General features: G+C 71.0%; 19 protein-coding genes and 1 pseudogene. 11 read left to right on the forward strand and 9 right to left on the reverse strand.

Features of this window, described 5'->3' with window-relative positions; genetic code table 11:
- Positions 1-351 precede the first annotated feature (351 nt).
- Positions 352-1688, reverse strand: a pseudogene (locus QM517_RS16065) (uracil-xanthine permease family protein).
- Between the two features lie 157 nt (positions 1689-1845).
- Positions 1846-2775, reverse strand: a complete 930-nt coding sequence (locus tag QM517_RS16070) for a phosphoribosylaminoimidazolesuccinocarboxamide synthase (protein ID WP_283288883.1) — start codon at positions 2773-2775, stop codon at positions 1846-1848.
- Positions 2776-2894: 119 nt separating this feature from the next.
- Here QM517_RS16070 and QM517_RS16075 point away from each other — a divergent pair, with 119 nt between their 5' ends.
- From QM517_RS16075 to QM517_RS16085, 3 genes are all read left to right on the forward strand, one after another.
- Complete coding sequence (locus tag QM517_RS16075) at positions 2895-4601, forward strand: BCCT family transporter (RefSeq protein WP_283288885.1); 1707 nt, start codon at positions 2895-2897, stop codon at positions 4599-4601.
- A 233-nt stretch (positions 4602-4834) separates the two neighbouring features.
- Positions 4835-5455: a PadR family transcriptional regulator gene (locus tag QM517_RS16080; protein ID WP_283288887.1), complete on the forward strand. Its 621-nt coding sequence runs from the start codon at positions 4835-4837 to the stop codon at positions 5453-5455.
- Positions 5452-7005, forward strand: a complete 1554-nt coding sequence (locus QM517_RS16085; RefSeq protein ID WP_077050857.1) for a DHA2 family efflux MFS transporter permease subunit — start codon at positions 5452-5454, stop codon at positions 7003-7005. Before QM517_RS16080 ends, QM517_RS16085 begins: the two co-directional genes overlap by 4 nt.
- A 171-nt stretch (positions 7006-7176) precedes the next feature.
- Here QM517_RS16085 and QM517_RS16090 read toward each other — a convergent pair whose 3' ends face one another.
- Both QM517_RS16090 and purD read right to left on the reverse strand, forming a co-directional pair.
- Positions 7177-7515: a TfoX/Sxy family protein gene (locus QM517_RS16090; RefSeq protein ID WP_283288890.1), complete on the reverse strand. Its 339-nt coding sequence runs from the start codon at positions 7513-7515 to the stop codon at positions 7177-7179.
- Between the two features lie 72 nt (positions 7516-7587).
- Entirely contained in the window at positions 7588-8859 is a 1272-nt protein-coding gene (purD, locus tag QM517_RS16095) for a phosphoribosylamine--glycine ligase (protein WP_283288893.1), read from the reverse strand.
- A gap of 156 nt (positions 8860-9015) precedes the next feature.
- Here purD and QM517_RS16100 point away from each other — a divergent pair, with 156 nt between their 5' ends.
- On the forward strand, positions 9016-9372 hold the full coding sequence (locus QM517_RS16100) for a sterol carrier family protein (RefSeq protein WP_283288895.1): 357 nt from the start codon (positions 9016-9018) through the stop codon (positions 9370-9372).
- An 80-nt stretch (positions 9373-9452) separates the two neighbouring features.
- Positions 9453-9788, forward strand: a complete 336-nt coding sequence (locus tag QM517_RS16105) for a hypothetical protein (RefSeq protein ID WP_283288897.1) — start codon at positions 9453-9455, stop codon at positions 9786-9788.
- A 9-nt stretch (positions 9789-9797) separates the two neighbouring features.
- Here the strand turns inward: QM517_RS16105 and QM517_RS16110 are convergent, their stop codons facing one another.
- The gene (locus QM517_RS16110; protein ID WP_077050853.1) at positions 9798-10409 is read right to left on the reverse strand and encodes a zinc-binding alcohol dehydrogenase; all 612 of its coding nucleotides are present in this window, start codon (positions 10407-10409) and stop codon (positions 9798-9800) included.
- Between the two features lie 127 nt (positions 10410-10536).
- Here QM517_RS16110 and purM point away from each other — a divergent pair, with 127 nt between their 5' ends.
- The 3 genes from purM to QM517_RS16125 are packed head-to-tail and all read left to right on the forward strand — an operon-like array spanning position 10537 to position 14375.
- Positions 10537-11679 (forward strand): phosphoribosylformylglycinamidine cyclo-ligase, encoded by a 1143-nt coding sequence (purM, locus tag QM517_RS16115; RefSeq protein WP_283288900.1) that lies wholly within the window; start codon positions 10537-10539, stop codon positions 11677-11679.
- A gap of 6 nt (positions 11680-11685) precedes the next feature.
- Positions 11686-13152, forward strand: coding sequence for an amidophosphoribosyltransferase (purF, locus tag QM517_RS16120; protein ID WP_077050851.1), 1467 nt, complete (start codon positions 11686-11688; stop codon positions 13150-13152).
- Positions 13149-14375 carry an MFS transporter gene (locus QM517_RS16125; RefSeq protein ID WP_283288903.1) on the forward strand — a complete coding sequence of 409 codons (1227 nt, stop codon included), beginning with the start codon at positions 13149-13151 and terminating at the stop codon, positions 14373-14375. Before purF ends, QM517_RS16125 begins: the two co-directional genes overlap by 4 nt.
- Here the strand turns inward: QM517_RS16125 and QM517_RS16130 are convergent.
- Entirely contained in the window at positions 14372-14554 is a 183-nt protein-coding gene (locus tag QM517_RS16130) for a DUF3073 domain-containing protein (protein ID WP_077050849.1), read from the reverse strand. The two genes, QM517_RS16125 and QM517_RS16130, sit on opposite strands and share 4 nt — an antisense overlap.
- Before the next feature lie 162 nt (positions 14555-14716).
- Here QM517_RS16130 and QM517_RS16135 point away from each other — a divergent pair, with 162 nt between their 5' ends.
- Complete coding sequence (locus QM517_RS16135; protein ID WP_077050848.1) at positions 14717-15232, forward strand: universal stress protein; 516 nt, start codon at positions 14717-14719, stop codon at positions 15230-15232.
- Positions 15233-15235: 3 nt separating this feature from the next.
- On the opposite strand, the gene QM517_RS16140 is transcribed toward QM517_RS16135, so the two are convergent.
- The 3 genes from QM517_RS16140 to QM517_RS16150 form a co-directional block, all read right to left on the reverse strand.
- Positions 15236-15841, reverse strand: a complete 606-nt coding sequence (locus tag QM517_RS16140) for a PadR family transcriptional regulator (RefSeq protein WP_077050847.1) — start codon at positions 15839-15841, stop codon at positions 15236-15238.
- Positions 15841-16692 carry a DUF4097 family beta strand repeat-containing protein gene (locus QM517_RS16145; RefSeq protein WP_077051359.1) on the reverse strand — a complete coding sequence of 284 codons (852 nt, stop codon included), beginning with the start codon at positions 16690-16692 and terminating at the stop codon, positions 15841-15843. The genes QM517_RS16140 and QM517_RS16145 overlap by 1 nt, the downstream gene beginning before the upstream one ends.
- A 464-nt stretch (positions 16693-17156) precedes the next feature.
- Positions 17157-17321: a hypothetical protein gene (locus tag QM517_RS16150; protein WP_175611068.1), complete on the reverse strand. Its 165-nt coding sequence runs from the start codon at positions 17319-17321 to the stop codon at positions 17157-17159.
- 220 nt (positions 17322-17541) lie between these two features.
- On the opposite strand from QM517_RS16150, the gene QM517_RS16155 reads away from it, so the two are divergent.
- Both QM517_RS16155 and QM517_RS16160 read left to right on the forward strand, forming a co-directional pair.
- Positions 17542-17811 (forward strand): DUF7218 family protein, encoded by a 270-nt coding sequence (locus QM517_RS16155; RefSeq protein ID WP_283288911.1) that lies wholly within the window; start codon positions 17542-17544, stop codon positions 17809-17811.
- A 2-nt stretch (positions 17812-17813) separates the two neighbouring features.
- Complete coding sequence (locus tag QM517_RS16160; RefSeq protein ID WP_283288913.1) at positions 17814-18779, forward strand: DNA topoisomerase IB; 966 nt, start codon at positions 17814-17816, stop codon at positions 18777-18779.
- Position 18780: the final 1 nt, after the last annotated feature.

Here is an 18780-nt window from a genome sequence, read left to right on the forward strand (position 1 = left end):
CACGCCTCATCCAGTTTACCGGGACGGCCTGGGCGATCGGTGCGGGGCGGCGGTGCCGAGGTGGCCCATTTCACGTGATCCGGCCGAGCGCACGGCTCCTGGCCGCGTCACGTCGTGTACGGTCGCCCAGTTCACGTGAAACGGCTCCCGGTGGCGCACTCCCCGGCCCGCGCGCCGCGCGCCGCCGCGCCGGGCTGCGCCGAGCGCACACGATCCGGCCGAGCGCACATGCCCCGGCCGTCCAGAGCGTGTGCGCTCGACCCGAACGTGTGCTTTCGGCGGCAGCGCGCGGACGCGCGGACGCGGCAGCGCGCGACCGCGCGGACGCGCCGGATGCCGGGCGCCCGCGCGTCAGGACGGGTCGCCGCCCAGCGGGCCGACCGCGGGGATCGGACCGCCGTCGTCGGCGCCCGTCTTGCGGGCCCGGGCAATCGCGTTGCCGAGGTGGTAGATCACCAGGGCCGCGACGGCGCCGAGCACGATCGCGCCGAGCTGGAAGTCGCCCCACTGCATCGTGAACCCGGCGATCGCGAGCACCAGCGCGACGGCGCCGGTGTACTGGTTCACGGGGCGCGAGAAGTCGACGCGGTTGTCGACCCAGATCTTGATGCCGATGATCCCGATGAGGCCGTACAGCGCGGTCGTGACACCGCCGAGCACTCCCGGCGGGATGGTGTTGAACACCGCCCCGACCTTCGGTGACAGGCTGAGCACGATCGCCGTGAGACCGGCGACCCAGTACACCGCCGTCGAGTACACGCGGGTGGCGGCCATGACGCCGATGTTCTCGCCGTACGTCGTGGTGCCCGACCCGCCGAATGTTCCGGCCAGCGTCGTGGCGACACCGTCGGCGATCAGCGCGCGTCCGGTGGAGCGGTTGGCCGTGGCATCCGTCATCGCCGCGACACCCCGCACGTGACCGACGTTCTCGGCCACCAGCACCAGCACGACGGGGAGGAACATCGCGATGACCGACCACGTCTGCGGCGTCGTGAAATCGGCGAGGTGGAACTCCGGCAGGCCGAACCACGGCGCGGCCTCGACGGGCGCGAAGTCGATGAGCGTCTCACCCGTCCCGAGTTGGATCAGCACCGTCGCGACATAGCCGACGATGACGCCCAGGAAGATCGAGATGCGGCCGAGGAACCCGCGGAACAGGACGCTGAACAGGATCACCGCGACGAGCGTGATCGTGCCGGGGAGCGGCTGCAGCTGGAAGTTCGACCACGCGACGGGGCGAGGTTGAAGCCGATGAGGGCGACGATGGCCCCCGCGACGACCGGCGGCATGACCTTGTCGACCCACCCGAGGCCGGCGAACTGCACGACGACCCCGATGAGAGCGAGCAGGATGCCGACCGCGACGATGCCCGCGAGAGCCGACCCCGTTCCGCCGATCGCGGTGGCGGCGGTCACCGGCGCGATGAACGCGAACGACGAACCGAGGTAGCTGGGGAGCCGGTTTCGGGTGACGAGCAGGAACAGCAGCGTCCCGAGACCCGAGAACAGCAGCGTCGTCGACACCGGGAAGCCGGTGAGCACGGGGACGAGGAAGGTCGCCCCGAACATCGCGATCACGTGCTGCAGCCCGATCGCGACCGTGGCGCCCCAGTTCAGGCGTTCACCCGGTGCGACGACCGCTCCGGCCTCGACGGTGCGCCCGTTGCCGTGCAGCTTCCACTGGAACATGGTTCTCCTCGCGATGGGGGTGGGGGATGGATGCCGAGCGCACACGTTCCGGCCGAAGGCACACGCTCCGTGCGTCCGCAGCGTACGCGCTGGGCCCGAACGTGTGTTCTCGACGCCGTGCGGTGCCGTGCGACGCCTGGCCGCCCGCCGGCCGGGCTCAGGACGTCAGGCGCTCGAGCAGCTCGGCGTAGCGGGCGCGGGTGCGCGTCACGATGTCGTCGGGCAGCGCGGGCGGCTCGCCCTGCTTGTCCCAGTTCGCGGCGAGCCAGTCGCGGACGATCTGCTTGTCGAAGCTCGCCATGCGCTCGGCGGGGGTCGTGCCGGTGCGCCAGGCCTCGGCATCCCAGTACCGGGACGAGTCCGAGGTCAGCACCTCGTCGGCGAGCGTCAGCACCCCGGCGTCGTCGTATCCGAACTCGAACTTCGTGTCGGCGAGGATCAGCCCCCGTTCCTCGGCGATCGCGGCGGCGCGGCGGTAGATCTCGAGCGACAGGTCGCGCAGCGCGGCGGCTGTGTCGTCGCCGACGAGCTCGACGGAGCGCTCGTACGTGATGTTCTCGTCGTGCTCGCCCATCGGCGCCTTGTACGCGGGCGTGTACAGCGGTTCGGGGAGACGGTCGCCGTCCGTGAGCCCCTCGGGCAACGGGATGCCGCACACCGTGCGCGACGCCTGGTACTCGGCCCACCCCGACCCGGTCAGGTAGCCGCGCACGACGCACTCGATCGGCTGCATGTCGAGCGAGCGGACGAGCATGGCGCGTCCGCGCACGGCATCCGGGATCAGCTCGACGGCCTCATCGCCCTCGAGCGCGTGGTCGGCGGCGAGATGATTCGGGATGCCACGTCCCCCGTCGGAACCCGCGAGAAGGTCGAACCACCACAGGCTCAGCGTCGTCAGCAGCACGCCCTTGTCGGGGATGCCGGGGCTCAGCACGTGGTCGAAGGCGCTCACCCGGTCGCTCGCCACGACGAGGAGGTGCGCGGGCGAGGCCCCCTCGGCGGTGTCGGCGGGGACGTACAGGTCGCGGACCTTGCCCGAGTAGACGTGGCGCCAGCCGTCGAGGGCGAGGGGGGAAGCGGGGATCACCCGCTCATTATCGCGGGTCGGCTCGACCGACGACGGCCCCGAGGCCGCGGATTTTGTCACATCGCGCCCGCGCGCGCCCGCCCCCCTGCGCCGCGGGGACACCTCGCTACCGTTGAAGGATGACCGAGGCGACCCCCGACACCGCGGCATCCATCGATCCCTCCGACGGAAGCTCCCAACGCCACACCCTGCGCGGCTGGGTGTTCTGGCCCGCCGCCGCCATCGCATTGGTGTTCATCGCTTTCTCGCTGATCTTCCCGGCCTCCGCCGAGGCGGCCTTCAGCGCGCTGCAGACGGCGATCGTCTCGGCGTTCAACTGGTACTACGTGCTCATCGCGGCGTTCTTCGTCGTGTTCGCGCTCGTCGTCGGCTTCAGCCGTTTCGGCCGCATCAAGCTCGGTCGGGACGACGACGAGCCCGAATTCTCGACGATGTCGTGGTTCTCGTTGCTGTTCGCCGCGGGCATGGGCATCGGTCTGGTGTTCTACGGCGTGAGCGAGCCGCTCAGCCACTTCGTCTCGCCCCGCCCCGGTGTCGAGGGGACGCCCACGCAGCTCGCGCAACAGGCGATGTCGCAGACGTTCCTCCACTGGGGGGTGCACGCATGGTCGATCTATGTCGTGCTCGGTCTCGCGCTGGCCTACGCCTTCCACCGTCGCCAGCGCCCTCGCACGATCCGGTGGGCGCTCGAGCCGATCCTCGGCGCCCGGCTCGTGCAGGGCGGGTGGGGCAACGCCATCGACGTCGCCGCCCTCGTGGGGACGCTGTTCGGTGTCGCGACGTCGCTCGGCCTCGGGGTCATCCAGATCAGCGCCGGCCTCGAGTTCTTGAACGTCGTGCCGACGTCGATCGTCAGCCAGGCGATCCTCATCGGCATCATCACCGGATTCGTCCTGTTCTCGGTGCTGTCGGGCGTGGGCCGCGGCATGAAGTGGCTGTCGAACATCAACCTCGTGCTGGCCGGGGTGCTGATGCTGTTCCTGCTCTTCGTCGGGCCCACCGAATTCCTCCTGCGCGATGTCGTGCAGTCGCTGGGCAACTACATCCAGAACTTCATCGGACTGTCGTTCACGGTGAGCGCCTATTCCGGCGACGCGGGCGTGGCGTGGCAGGGCGCGTGGACGGCCTTCTACTGGGGCTGGTGGATCTCGTGGGCGCCCTTCGTCGGCATCTTCATCGCGCGTATCTCGCGCGGCCGGACGGTGCGCGAGTTCGTCACCGGGGTGATCCTCGTGCCCACGCTCGTCGGCATCCTGTGGTTCACCGTCCTCGGTGGCTCGGCGATCTACGCGCAACTCACCGATTCGGCGTCGTTCGTCGGGCCGGACGGCACGGTCGACGTGTCCACCGCGCTGTTCCAGTTGCTCGAGACGGTCCCCGGGTCGGTGTTCCTCGTCGTCGGGTTCCTGCTCCTCATCGGGATCTTCTTCATCACCTCCGCCGACTCCGGCGCCCTCGTGATGAGCATGATCGCCACGGGCGGCGAGGAGGAGCCCCCGCGCTGGACGCGCGTGTTCTTCGCGCTCGCGACCTCCGTGATCGCCTTCGCCCTGCTCCTCGCGGGCGGGCTCACGGCCCTGCAAGCGGCGGCCATCAGCATCGCCCTGCCCTTCAGCGTCGTCCTCCTGGCGATCTGCTGGGCCACCGTGGTCGCCTTCCGGCGCGAACTCAAGGCGTACGACAAGGCCGACCGCGCTCGGCTGCGCGAGCAGATCGGCGAGCACTACGGCCTCGAGGTCGAAGAGGCGAACCAACGCGGCATCTTCGGCCTCCCCGCCCGCTGGCGGCGTCACCGCGCCGCGGAGCACGACACCCCCGTCGGCTGACGCCCCTGTGCGCTGACGCCGGTCTCGGGTGACGCCCGGGTTCCGGCATCCGGTGCCCCGCCTCTGATCCCGCCCCCGCCCCCGCTCCCCGTTGAGTGTCCAAGACACGCGGACGACCCGCGAGCGCATCCGTGTGTCCTGGACACCGAACGTTCATCCGTCGCGCGCGCCCCCGCCGGCCATCCGTGCGGTATAGTCCACGTGGACTAGTCGACACGGACCATGGAGAGTGGATGCCAGAGACCACGCGCCTCACACCGCTCGCGGTGATGTTGCTCGCGACGCTGCGCGAGGGCGACATGCACCCGTACGAGTTGCTGCGCCTCCTGCGCGACCGCCGCGACGACCGGCTCGTCCCCCTCCAGAAGGGCACGATCTACCACACGATCGCCCGCCTCGAACGGGAGGGGCTGATCGCCGAGGTGGGCGTCGACCGCGACGGCAACCGCCCCGAGCGCACCACCTATCGGCTGCTCGACGCCGGACGCGACGCCGTCGACTCGTGGGTGCGCGCGGAACTCCCGCAGATCGATCGGCCCGGCGATTTCCGCGTCGCGCTCGCCGAGGCCCACAACCTCGACCGCGACGACGTCGTCGCGCTCCTCGACCGGCGGCGGGAGCTCCTCGTCGCCTCGCGCGAAGTGCACCGCGACGGGCTCTCCCGTGCGCGCGAGCGCGCGGTGCCGCATCAATTCATGGTCGAGGTCGAACGGCAGTCCGTCCTCCTCGACGCCGAACTCGCCTGGCAGGACTCCCTGCGCCACGGCCTGGTCACCGGCACCCTGCCCTGGGGTGCCGACGGCCTTCCCTCTCACCACCAACGACTCCACGTCTCGAAGGAGACCCTCGCATGACCGACTCCCGCGCCGCCTCCGCGGCATCCCCTCGAACCGGGACGCACGGCACACCCGCGCGCAGCCCGTGGCCGGCCCTCTGGGCGCTGGTCATCGGGTTCTTCATGATCCTGGTCGACACCACGATCGTCTCGGTCGCGAATCCCGCGATCAAGGCGGCCCTCGACCCGAACACCAACAACCTCGACAACGTCGTGTGGGTCACGAGCGCCTACCTGCTCACCTACGCGGTGCCCCTGCTGATCACCGGTCGTCTCGGCGACCGCTTCGGACCGAAGAACGTCTACCTCACGGGCCTCGCGATCTTCACCCTCGCCTCGCTCGCGTGCGGTCTGGCCCCGACGCTCGAGGTGCTCATCATCGCCCGCGCGGTGCAGGGTCTGGGCGCCGCGCTCATGACCCCGCAGACGATGGCCGTCATCACGCGCACCTTCCCGCCGCAGAACCGCGGTGCGGCGATGGGCCTGTGGGGCGCCACGGCCGGCGTCGCCACCCTCGTCGGCCCGCTCGCCGGCGGACTGCTCGTCGACGGACTCGGGTGGGAATGGATCTTCTTCATCAACATCCCCGTCGGCGTGATCGGCTTCATCGCCGCGCTGATCCTCGTTCCTCAGCTCCCGCGCACCGCCCACAAGTTCGACATCCTCGGTGTCGTCCTCAGCGCCATCGGTCTGTTCCTCATCGTGTTCGGCCTGCAGGAGGGGGAGCACTTCAGCTGGGCGCCCTGGATCTGGGCCATGGTCGCCGGCGGTGTCGTCGTCATGGCCCTGTTCGTGTGGACGCAGGCCCGGAGCACGACCGAGCCGCTCGTGCCGCTCGACCTGTTCCGCGATCGCAACTTCTCGATCGCGAACATCGCGATCGCGGCCGTCGGCTTCACCGTCACGAGCATGGCGCTGCCTCAGATGTTCTATCTGCAGCTCGCCCGCGGTCTCACGCCCACGGAGTCGGCGCTGCTGCTCATCCCGCTCGCGATCCTGTCGGGCGTGCTCGCTCCCTTCGCCGGCAAGCTGCTCGACCGCACCGACCCGCGCTTCCTCCTCGTGCCGGGCCTCCTCCTGGTCGGCGGATCCCTGGGCCTGTACACCGCGCTCATCCTGAACAACGCCCCGATCTGGGCGTTCCTCATCCCCTCCGCCCTCATGGGCGTCGGCAACGCCGGCATGTGGGGTCCGCTCGCCACGACCGCGACGCGGAACCTCCCCCCTCGGCAGGCGGGTGCCGGCGCGGGCATCTACAACACCACCCGCACCGTCGGGTCGGTGATCGGATCGGCATCCATCGCGGCCTTCATGCAGGCCCGCCTCGAAGCGAACCTGCCCGGGGCAGCGGATGCCGGTGCGAGCTTCGGTTCCGGGACGCTGCCGCCGCAGGTCGTCGACGGCTTCTCGCAGGCGATGGGCCAGTCGCTTCTGCTGCCGATCATCGTCATCGCGGTGGGCCTGGTCGCCGTGCTGTTCATGCAGCGTCCGTCGGTGATCCGTCCGCACGGCGCCCCGCGCGACGCTGCCCCCGCCGCCCAGGCAGCGCCGGCCACCGCCGGCGAGTAGCCGCGTCGTTCGTCCGGGAGCCCCGGATCGCCGAGACTGCACGCGCCTGACATCTCCCTTGCAGATCGCAGTGGAGATGTCAGGCAGCTGCAGTCTCGGCGATGTCGCGCGAGGAGGTGGCGGCCCCCGCGCGCCGGGCCGGCCGCCGCGGCGGCAGCGGAGGCGACGGACTCAGGGCGTGATCTCGTCGACGAAACGGTGCGCCTCGTCGATCAGGGCGGCCCAGGTCTCGCCGGCGTCGGGTGAGACCTCGGCCCATTCCCGGAGCGGGCGCCCCCGCATGATCATCGGGGCGGCGACGCCGTCGGCGGTGAGCTCGCCGATGCGCTGCTCCGGCAGCTTCACGACGAGAGACCCCTCATGCGCGACGAAGGCGAACACCTTGCCGCGCACGCGAACGCCCTCCGTGCCGAACATCCGTCCCCTGTCGACGTCGGGCAGCGTGCACAGATCCTGCACGACGGGGTCGAAGATCGCGCGCCCGCGTGCCATGGCATCCCGGTCCACCATGCGCACACGGTAGCCCGAACCGGATGCCAGGGCGAGGGCTCGCAGCCTCAGGACGACGCCGGTCCGCCCGGGTCAGTCCTCGACGACGCGGGCGGCGATGTCGGTGCGGTACTGGCCGCCCTCGAGTCCGATCAGGCCCAGCGCCTCGTAGGCGGCGGAGCGGGCCTCGCGGAACGTCGTGCCGAGCGCCACGACGTTGAGCACGCGACCCCCGGTGGCGTGCAGACGGCCGTCGCGCAGCGCGGTCGCGGCGTGGGCGACGTGCACCCCGTCGACCTCGTCTGCCTCGTCGAGCCCGGTGAGCAGGCGACCCGTGATCGGGGCCTCGGGATAGCCCTCGCTCGCCAGCACGACCGTCACCGCGGTCGCGTCCGCGAACGCCGGGCGAGGCTGATCCTCGAGGGTGCCCGAGGCCGCGGCCATGAGCAGGGTCGACAGCGGGTCGACGAGGCGCGGCAGCACGACCTGCGTCTCGGGGTCGCCGAAGCGCGCGTTGAACTCGATGACCTTCACGCCCGACTCCGTGAGGATCAGCCCGGCGTACAGCAGTCCGATGAACGGGGTGCCCTCGGCATCCATCTGCCGGATCACCGGCTCGGCCACCTCGCGCGTGATCTGATCGACGAACTGCTCCTCGCCTCCGAAGCGCTCGAGCAGCCACGGCAGCGGCGAGTACGCGCCCATGCCGCCGGTGTTCGGGCCCTCATCGCCGTCGCGGAGGCGCTTGAAGTCCTGCGCGGGGCTGAGCGGCAGTACGCGGTCGCCGTCGCTGAGGAAGAAGAGCGACACCTCGGGGCCGGCGAGGAACTCCTCGATGAGCACCGGGCCGGTCGGCAGATACGCCTCGGCGTGGGCCAGGGCGGCGGCGCGATCGGACGTCACGATGACGCCCTTGCCCGCGGCCAGACCGTCGGCCTTCACCACGTGCGGGGCGCCGAGCTCGTCGAGCGCCGCCTCGACGCCGGCGAGGTCGTGCGCGCGCACGGCTCGACCGGTCGGCACGCCGGCGGCATCCATGATCCGCTTCGCGTACGTCTTCGACCCCTCGAGCTGAGCCGAGGCCTTGCCCGGACCGAACACCGGGATGCCGCGCTCACGGAGCGCATCGGCGACACCGGCCACGAGAGGCGCCTCGGGGCCGATCACGACGAGGTCGATCGCCTCGGCGTTCGCGAACCCGGTCACGGCGGCCGGGTCGTTCGCGTCGAGCTCGACGACGTGGGCGTCGCGGGCGATGCCGGCGTTGCCGGGGGCGGCGTAGATCGCGTGCGAGACCTCTTCGGAGCGCAGGGCGAGGATGATGGCGTGCTCGCGCGCGCCCGAACCGAGGACCAGGATTCTCACGCCGTCAGCCTACCGAGCGCCCCGGACACCGCCCGCCGCGGCTCGGACCGTCCGCTCAGTGTCCAAGACACGCCGTACGGCGGGCGCTCCACACGGCGTTTCTTGGACACTCGACCTTCGTGCCCCGTCGCAACGCCCACGAGTACCGTGGATGCCATGCCTCCCCGCCGCATCGAGACCGGAGACGGCCGCGCGGCGCTCGCCGCAGTGGCCGCGGGCGACGCGCCCCGGACGGCGACCGCCACCGCCGTCCGATACCTGCTGCAACTGCTGGTGGAGAAGGCGCCGGGCAACTCGGTCGAGATGCGCGTCCCGCCGTTCGGCGCCGTCCAGGTGGTCGAAGGACCCCGGCACACGCGCGGCACCCCGCCCAACGTCGTCGAGACCGACGCCGCCACCTGGATCGCCGTCGCCACGGGCGCGGAGGACTGGGCGGATGCCGCGGCCTCGGGGCGGATCGTCGCCTCCGGCGTCCGCGCCGACCTCAGCGCGCTGCTGCCGCTGCGGCCGTGACCGTCGCGGACGCTGCGCCATGATCTCGACGTCGCGGAATCGGCGACCCGCCGATGCTGCCGCGGTGGGACAATGTGAGCATGGCTGAGCAGCCCGCCCCCGAACGTAAGCCCCTCGTGCACGAGGAGATCGTCACGCTGCGCGTGCGGCGCGCCCCGAAGTACGGCGTGTTCTTGGCCGCCGGTGCGGTGCTCGGCATCCTGGCCGCCCTCATCCTCACCTTCGCGATCGACGGCACCGACCTGAGCCCGTACACGAACGTCGTCTATTCGCAGCTGCAGGTCTTCGGGTTCACCGCCCTCATCTGCGTCGTCATCGGCGCGACGCTCGGGGCGATCGCGGCGCTCATCTTCGAGCGCGTCGTGGGCCGGAGGGTCCGCGACGTCGCCGTCGACCACGAGCGCTACCGCTACTGATCGCGGAGATCACGCCAGCTCGGCGATGATCGGGTGGATCGCGGCGTCGAAGGCGACGACGTCGCTGCGCAGTCCGTCGGTCACCGCGACGGTGAGCGAGCCGATCCACCACACCCCCCGCTGGGCCAGCGGAAGCACCTGGACGTTCAATTCGAAAGAATGCGCGCGGCGACCCACCCGGCGCTCGTGCACCGCGATCGCGCTGGCGTAGGCGCGATACGAGACGCCCGGGCGCGCGGCGCCCTCGGCTCCGTACCGGGCGTGGGCGGATCGGGCGAACTCCAGAGCGCCGGCCGCGTGCGGTGCGATCGCCTCACGCAACGCCTCGGCTCGACCGACCGGCAGCGCCAACAGGTCGTCGAAGCCCTCGACCAGTTCGAGCGGGACGGGCGAGGGGTGCGCCAGCGGCTCGACGCTCATCGCCCAGAACTCCCGCCATTCCCGTTCGAGGAGCGCCTGATCGTCGTCGGGGCGGGCGACGCCGTCGTACCCCGGGACCCTCCGCAGCGCCGGGAGCTCCTCGGGGGAGCGGATGCCGCAGGCCTGCCGGAGGTAGAGCGCGATGAGCACGGGAATTGCCGCGTCCTCGCGGATCACCCACTCCGGCTGGCCGCCCGTCATGGCGCCATTGTAGGGATCGAGGCGGTCGCCGGGGGCGGGCCTTGCATCCACGTCGAGCGCGGGGGCCCCTGGCGCCGGCGCAGACGGGCGCGGGGAGCGTGTCGGATCCTGCGGGTAGTCTGGTGCGGTGGCCTCTGCTCCCCACGAAAACCCCTATTCCGCTGCCGGCGTCGACACCGCCGCGGGTGACCTCGCCGTCGAACTGATGAAGTCGGCCGTCAAACGCACCCACGGCCCCGAGGTCCTCGGGGGAGTGGGCGGCTTCGCGGGCCTCTTCGACGCCTCCGCCCTGCGCGACTACGCGCGTCCGCTCCTCGCGACCAGCACCGACGGCGTCGGCACGAAGGTCGCGATCGCCCAGGCGATCGACAAGCACGACACGATCGGCGAAGACCTCGTCGGCATGGTCGTCGACGACATCGTCGTGGTCGGTGCGCGGCCGCTCTTCATGACCGACTACATCGCGTGCGGCAAGGTCGTCCCCACGCGCATCGCCGACATCGTCGCCGGGATCGCGCGCGGCTGCGCGCTGACCGGCACGGCGCTCGTCGGCGGCGAGACGGCTGAGCACCCCGGCCTGCTCGGCATCGACGACTACGACGTCGCGGGCGCCGCGACCGGTGCAGTCGAAGCCGACCGCGTGCTCGGGGCCGACCGCGTCCGCGGCGGCGACATCGTGCTGGCGCTGGCCTCCAGCGGTCTGCACTCCAACGGTTACTCCCTCGTGCGGCACATCGTCGCCGGCCGCGGCATCGCGTACGGCGCGGCCTCCGCCGAGCTCGGCGGCACCTGGGGAGAAGCGCTGCTCGAGCCCACGCGCCTGTACACCTCGCCGCTGCTGCGCCTGATCGACGATGCGGCCGTGGGGGCCGGCATCCATTCGCTCAGCCACGTGACCGGCGGCGGCATCGCCGCGAACCTCGCCCGGGTGCTGCCGCAGAACACGTGGGTCGACGTCGACCGCTCGACGTGGAGCCCCTCGCCGGTGTTCCGCGTCCTGGCCGACATGGGCGGCCTCGACCTGACCGCGACCGAGGGGACGTGGAACCTCGGGATCGGCTTCCTGGCCGTCGTCGCGCCCGAGGTCGCGGATGCCGCGACCGCGGCGCTCCGGGCCGACGGCATCGACACCTGGCAGGTCGGTGTGGTGCGCGACGACGCGCGCCCCGACGGAGAGTTCGAACAGGGCGCGAAGGGCGTCGACGGAGGCGCGGTGCGCCTGGTCGGCTCGTACGCGGATGCCGGGTTCCCGGCGAACGGAGCGAAGTAACCCCCCATGTGCGGCATCGTCGGCATGGCCGGGCAGGGCCCGGTCAACCAGGAGATCTACGACGCGCTCCTTCTCCTCCAGCACCGCGGGCAGGACTCCACGGGCATGGCCACCGCCGAGTCCAGCGGCGTGTTCCACATCCACAAGGCCCGCGGGCAGGTGCGCGAGGCGTTCCGCACGCGCGACATGCGTGCGCTGCTGGGCGACATCGGTCTCGGCCACGTCCGGTACGCCACGAAGGGCACGGCCTCCAACGAAGAAGAGGCGCAGCCCTTCTACGTCAACGCCCCGTACGGCATCGTGCTGGTGCACAACGGCAACCTGACCAACACGCGCGAGCTCACGCGCGAGCTGTTCAGCAAGGACCGCCGGCACCTCAACACCAGCAGCGACACCGAGCTGCTGGTGAACATCCTCGGCTCCGAGCTGCAGTCCGAGATCTCCGGCCCCGACCTCGATCCGGCGCAGGTGTTCCGCGCGGTCGCACGGGTGCACGAGCGCGTCGAGGGCTCCTATGCGACGATCGCGCTGATCGCCGGCTACGGTCTCCTCGCGTTCCGCGACCCCTTCGGCATCCGTCCCCTCATCCTCGGCAAGCGCCCGGCGAACGGGCGCGACGGCCGTGAGGAATGGGTCGTCGCCTCCGAGTCGCTCGTGCTCGAGAACGCCGGTTTCGAGGTCGTCCGCGATGTCGAGCCCGGCGAGGCCGTGTTCATCACCCTCGACGGCACGCTCCACGCGCAGCAGTGCGCCCAGAACCCGACGCTGGCGCCGTGCTCGTTCGAGTACGTGTACCTCGCCCGTCCCGACTCCGTGATGAACGGCATCTCGGTGTACGAGGCGCGCCTGCGCATGGGCGAGCGCCTCGCCGACACGATCGCGAAGTACACCCCGCACGGGTCGATCGACGTCGTCATGCCGATCCCCGACTCCTCGCGCCCCGCCGCGATGCAGGTGGCGCGCAAGCTCGGCATCGAGTACCGCGAGGGCTTCTACAAGAACCGCTACGTCGGCCGGACGTTCATCATGCCCGGGCAGGCGATCCGCAAGAAGAGCGTGCGTCAGAAGCTCAACGCGATGTCGACGGAGTTCCAGGGCAAGAACGTCCTGCTCATCGACGACTCGATCGTGCGGGGGACGACCAGCCGCGAGATTATCCAGATGGCTCGGGATGCCGGTGCCAAGAGCGTGACGTTCGCGTCGGCGGCCCCGCCGGTGCGCTACCCGCACGTGTACGGCATCAACATGCCGTCCCGCCAGGAGCTCGTCGCCCACGGCCGCACGATCCCGCAGATCGCCGAGGAGCTCGGCTGCGACTACCTCGTGTACCAGGAGGTCGAGGATCTCAAGGCCGCGATCATGGAGGGCACCGACCTCGTCGACCTCGACATGAGCTGCTTCGACGGTCGGTACGTCACCGGAACCGTGTCGGAGGAGTACCTCGCCTGGGTCGAGGGCAGCCAGGAGTCTTGACGCCCCGCCGCGCGGGGACGGTCGTGTGGGCGGCTGCGGCCATCGTGCTGCTCGCGTTGACGTTGCGCATCGCCGTGGCGTCCCTGTCGCCGCTGCTGACCGTCATCTCGCGTGACTTCCCTCTGCCGGCGGCGGTCGTGGGGCTCATCGGCATGGCGCCGCCCGTGGCCTTCGCGCTCTCGGCGGTCGTGACACCTGTCATCGAGCGTCGGGTCGGGCTGGAGTGCCTCGTCCTCATCGCCGCGGTGGCTGCGGCTGCGGCGCTGGGCCTCCGGGCAGTGGCGGTGGATGCCTGGACCCTCCTCGCCGCGACGGCGGGGGTGTTCGCGGCGGTCGGCGTCGCCAACGTGCTGATCCCGGCGGTGGTGAAGAAGTACTTCCCCGAGCGCGTCGGGCTGATGACCACGGTCTACACGACGACGATGGCGGTCGCGACCTTCACCCCGCCGCTGGTCGCGGTGCCGCTCGCCGGAGCGATCGGGTGGCGCGGATCGTTCGCGGTGTGGGCCTTCGTCGCGGTCGTCGCGGTCGTGCCCTGGGTGGTGACGAGCTTCCGGGCCCGGGCCGGACGCGGGGATGCCGTGGAGGAACCGCGCGCGTCAGTGCTCTCCCGCGTGGTGCGCGTGCCGCAGGCGTGGGCGCTCGTGATCACCTTCGCCGTCAACTCGTCGGTCGCGTACGGCATGTTCGCGTGGCTGCCGACGATCCTCATCGACACCGCCGGTGTCGACGCCGCCACCGCGGGGAGTCTGCTCGCGCTGTTCTCGTTCATGGGGCTGCCGGTGTCGCTGGTGGTGCCGCTTCTCGTGGCACGCCTGCGGCGGACCACACCGTTCTACGTCTTCGCGGTCGCCAGCGGCCTCGCCGGGGTCGCCGGGCTGCTCTTCGCGCCGGGCGCCGCCACCGTGCTGTGGGTCGTCCTCATCGGACTCCCCCCGCTGATGTTCCCGATGGTGCTGGTGCTGTTCGGGTTGCGCACGCGGTCGCACGAGACGGCGGTCGCGCTGAGCGGGTTCGTGCAGAGCCTGGGCTACGCCCTGGCCGCGCTCGTTCCGCTCGCGATCGGAGTCACCCACGAACTGACCGGCGGATGGACCGCCGGACTGCTCGTCGTGGGCGGTGTCATCGTGCTCGTCGTCCCCGCGGCCGTTGTCGTGGCGCGCTCGGAATCGATCGAGGAGGCGTGGGAACGCCGCCACGGTCGAGCGTGGGACGAGGGCTAGGCCTTCTCGTCTTCGTACTCGTCCGCGTACTGGTCGGCCCACTTGTCGACGTACGCGTCCTCACCCGGTTCGGGTGCACCCAGTTCGCGCTCGAGAGCGGAGTAGTTCACCGAGTAGGTGTCGTACTTCAGCTCACGGGCGATCTTGGTGTTCTTCGCCTTCTGACGGCCACGCCCCATGCGAGACCCCCTCACGATCGACGTCGAGGGCCATGCTGTGGGCCCTGCGTATTGCGGTTCCGGACCGAGCCGGTAAGAGTAACAGCCAGGATATCACGGTGCTTTCCGCCCCCGCCTGCTGTGGGCCGACGGGAGCGGTGCCGCACGTTCAGAGGAGTCACCATGGCAGACGACAACCCCGCCCCGAAGCGCCCCGGTGTCGTGATCGCGGGCGTCGTTCCCGGCCAGTCGCCGCGGGTCCTGAGGGCCGCCGCGCGGCAGGCCGCGCTCGCGGGAACGGACCTGATCGTGGCGCACGTCGACACGACCCGTTTCGTCGCCTTCGAGGACCCTGACGGTTACGTGAGCCCCTCGACGGTCGACGTCGCGGGAGCGGCGGCCAAGGCGGCCCTCTCCGAGGTGCAGGCCGCGGCGGACGCCGCGCTGGCCGACGCGCAGGTGACGTGGTCGGTGCGGCAGGCGATCGGCGACCCCGCGCTCGCGCTGATCCACCTCGCGGACGAGCTGGACGCGTCGCTCCTCGTCGTCGGCACCCGCAAACGCGGGCTGGGGGAGTCGCTGCGCGAGTTCCTCACCGGGTCCGTCGCCGCGCGACTCACCCACCGGCAGCGTCGACCGGTGCTGGTCGTCCCGCTGGGTGAGCCGCTCGCACCCGACGAGGAACTCGTCTGGGAGTGACCCTCAGCCGCGCACCGCGCGGGCGACGGCCTCCGACGCCTGCTGCAGCGCGGACTCGATGGCATCCACACCGGATGCCGTGAGCTCGCCGCCGCGAGCCACGTGCGAGCGCAGTTCGGAGCGGACGCGTCCGCGGAACTCGGTGATCGCGGCATCCGCGCGATGGAGCTGTTCGCGGCTGAGTGCGCGCGGGTCGTGCGCGGGCGCCCTGTCGGCCTGCTCGCGTTCGTCGCGCGAGGCGGCGGCGAGGTCGGCGCGGAGGCTGCGCATGGCATCCCGGACGCTCCCACGGACTTCGTCGGCGATGAGGCGGACGCTGTCGGCGAGGCCCGCCTGGATGCCTTCGAGGTCTCCCTCGCGGGAGGCGACCTCGGCGCGACCGGCATCCGTGATCTCGTAGACGGTCTTGCGGCCGTCGACGGTCTTGGTGACGAGACCCTCCTCCTCGAGCTTCGCGAGGCGCGGGTAGATCGTGCCGGCCGAGGGCGAGTAGGTCCCGCCCGTGCGCTCGGTGAGCGCCTGCATGAGGTCGTAGCCGTGGCGGGGGGCCTCGGCGAGCAGGCTCAGGATGTAGAGGCGCAGATCACCGTGGGAGAAGACGGGGCTCATCACCACTCCTCCTCTCCGGCGAGTTCGTCGGGGCGCAGACCCGAGACGCCGCGGCGGAGGACCGTGATCTCGCCCGAGACGGTGTTCGCCCGCACGTCGACGAACGACCCCGCGAGGGCGCCGGTCGAACCGGTGTAGTTGGTGGGGCCCGAGCCCGAGCGCACGCTTCCGTCGATCTGCACGCGTCCGCTCACCGACCGCGCGACGTAGTTGGCGGGGAGGCCGCGGTCGAGACGGATCGTGGCCGAGCCGCTGACGGAGTTCAGGGTGATGGATTGCACGGTGCCGGTCGAGTCCACGAGCAGAGCGCCCGCGACGGTGTCGACGGAGGCCTTCGTGACGGCGCCGGTCACGGCGATGTCGCCCGAGACGCTGTTGGCGGTGAGGGCGCCCTCGAGTTCGCGCACCTGCACGTCGCCCGAGACGGCGTTGAGGCTCACGTCGCCGACGAGTCCGTCGACCATGATGTCGCCCGAGACGGTGTTGAGCTTGGCATCCGTCCGGAGGCCGGAGACGAGCGCGCTCGCGCTGACGACGCCGAGGGTGAGGGCGACGGTGCGGGGGACGGCGACGCTTACCTCGGCCTTGGGGCCGCCGGCGCCGAAGTTGCGGAACACCTCGAGGAAGTTGTCCCACCGCAGCTGCGGGTGGTCGATCTCGAGGCGGCCGTCGATCATCTCGATGCGCAGGTCCTTGACGGTGACGCCGTGCACCTCGATGCGTGCGCCCGGGTCGTCGTGTGCGATCACGTCGACCTGGCCCCCGACGAGGCCGATCTTCAGTTCTCGCAGTCCGTCGACGTCGATGACGCGCGTCTCGCCGGGGTGGACGATCCATTTCTCCATGGCGATCTCCTTACTCACGATATATCGCGTTGATTCGAGTATCGCGATATATCGCGTCCGCGTCAAGGCCTGCGCTGGGGTTCGTGCCGGGGTCGTGCGCCGGGCCCCCGGGTCAAGCCCCCGCGTCTCGCTGTGCGTTCAGCGTCCCGGCATCCATCCATTTCACGTGAACTGGCCGAGCGCACACGCGGTGCACGGTCGCGGCGTGTGCATTCGACCAGATCACGTGAACTGGCTCCGCAGGAACCCGGGCGCGTGATGGGGCTCCGCAGGAACCCGGGCGCGTGATGCGGCGCCGCAGGGACCCGGGCGCGTGGCTCCGCAGGAACCAGATCACGTGAAGTGGCTCCGCAGGGACCCGCAGAAACGACGGATGCCACGTCCTGGGGGAGGACGTGGCATCCGGGGCGGGCGGACCCGCGGGGATGAGGAGGCTCGTGCACCCGAAACGCGAGCGCTCCTCTCGGGGGTTAAACCGGCTTGCGGCCGCTGATCAGGCGGAACAGCAACACGATCAGGGCGATGAGGCCGACGATGATGGCGACCCAGAGCAGGAAGCTCGCGGCCTGACCCAGTCCGCTGAAGATCGCGATGACGATCGCGGCGACGATGATGATGATCAGGAAGATGTTCATGGGGGGCTCCTTGCTGTCTCCGCTGGGCGCGGCAACCGGCGAGTGGTTGACCTCCACGTTCTCATTGCGCGCGGATCCCGGCAGGGGGTTGACGTTCCTGGAAATCGGCTGATAGCCCGCGCGGGCTTTGAGTGGGGGCGTCCGGGCGTGGCTGTCAACCCCGCCGATGCCGGTCGGCGTCGAGTCGTACCGTCATGGCATTCCACGGAAGGAGGCGGCCATGCCCCAGGGGCGAGGATCGAACAGCCTGAAGGACCCGGATCTCTACGAGGAGCTGCGGAAGCAGGGCGACTCGAAGGAGAAGGCCGCGCGCATCTCGAACGCCGCCGCCGCCCAGGGGCGCGGGAAGGTCGGCGCCCGCGGGGGCCGTGCGGAGGACTACGAGGACCGCACCGTGGACGAGCTGAAGAAGCGGGCGAAGGAACTGGGCATCACCGGGTACTCCGGCAAGAAGAAGGCGGAGCTGATCGAGATGCTCCGCACCCACTGACGGTGGCGCGCCTCGTCCGGGTGCGTCCCTACGAGGACCCCGGCTTCCGTCGTGTCCGCTCCGGGTCGGGGTTCCGTTTCGTCGACCACACCGGGGCGGCCGTCCCCGAGCGGGAGGCGGATCGCGCCCGGGGGCTCGTCATCCCGCCCGCCTGGCGCGAGGTATGGATCGCCCGCGAGCCGAACGCCCACATCCAGGCGGTGGGCACCGACGAGGCCGGGCGACGCCAGTACACGTACCACGCGGACTGGTCCAAGCGTCAGGACAAGGGCAAGTACGCTCGTGCCCTGCAACTGGCCGAGGCGCTGCCACGGGCTCGCGCGCGCGTCACCCAGTCGCTGCGCCGCTCGGACGTCGACCGTGAGCGGGTGCTCGCGGTCTCGTTCCGCCTGCTCGACCAGGTCGCCCCGCGCGTGGGCAACGCCCGCTACTTCGTCAGCAACGGCAGCCGCGGACTCACGACCCTCCAGCGCCGGGATGCCGCGGTCGAGGGCGATCTCATCCGCTTGTCCTTCCCCGCGAAGAGCGGCAAGCGTGCCGAGCTCTCGTTGAAGGACGCCGAGGTCGCGGCGCTCATGACGGAGCTCGCGACCGGTCGCTCCCGCGCGGCCCTCCTCAGCTACCGCCGGGGACGCCGTCGCGTCCCGCTCACGCCGGGCGACGTGAACGCGTACGTGCGGTCGCTCACCGGCGGGCCGTTCAGCGCGAAGGACTTCCGAACCCTGCGCGGCACGATCCTCGCCGCCGAGGCGCTCGCGGAGGCGGGCGTCGCCACGACGAAGAACGAGCGCAAGAAGGTCGAGCTCGCCGCCGTGCGCGCGGCGGCCGCCGCCCTCGGCAACACGCCCGCGGTGGCCCGCTCGAGCTACATCGACCCGCGGGTGTTCTCGCTCTACCGTCGCGGCCGCACGATGGAGCTGGGCGGATCGAAGGATGCCGCGATCCGCCGCCTCATCCTGGGCGAGTAGC

The organism is Microbacterium sp. IEGM 1404, assembly GCF_030056775.1.
In the GTDB taxonomy this organism is placed as follows: domain Bacteria; phylum Actinomycetota; class Actinomycetes; order Actinomycetales; family Microbacteriaceae; genus Microbacterium.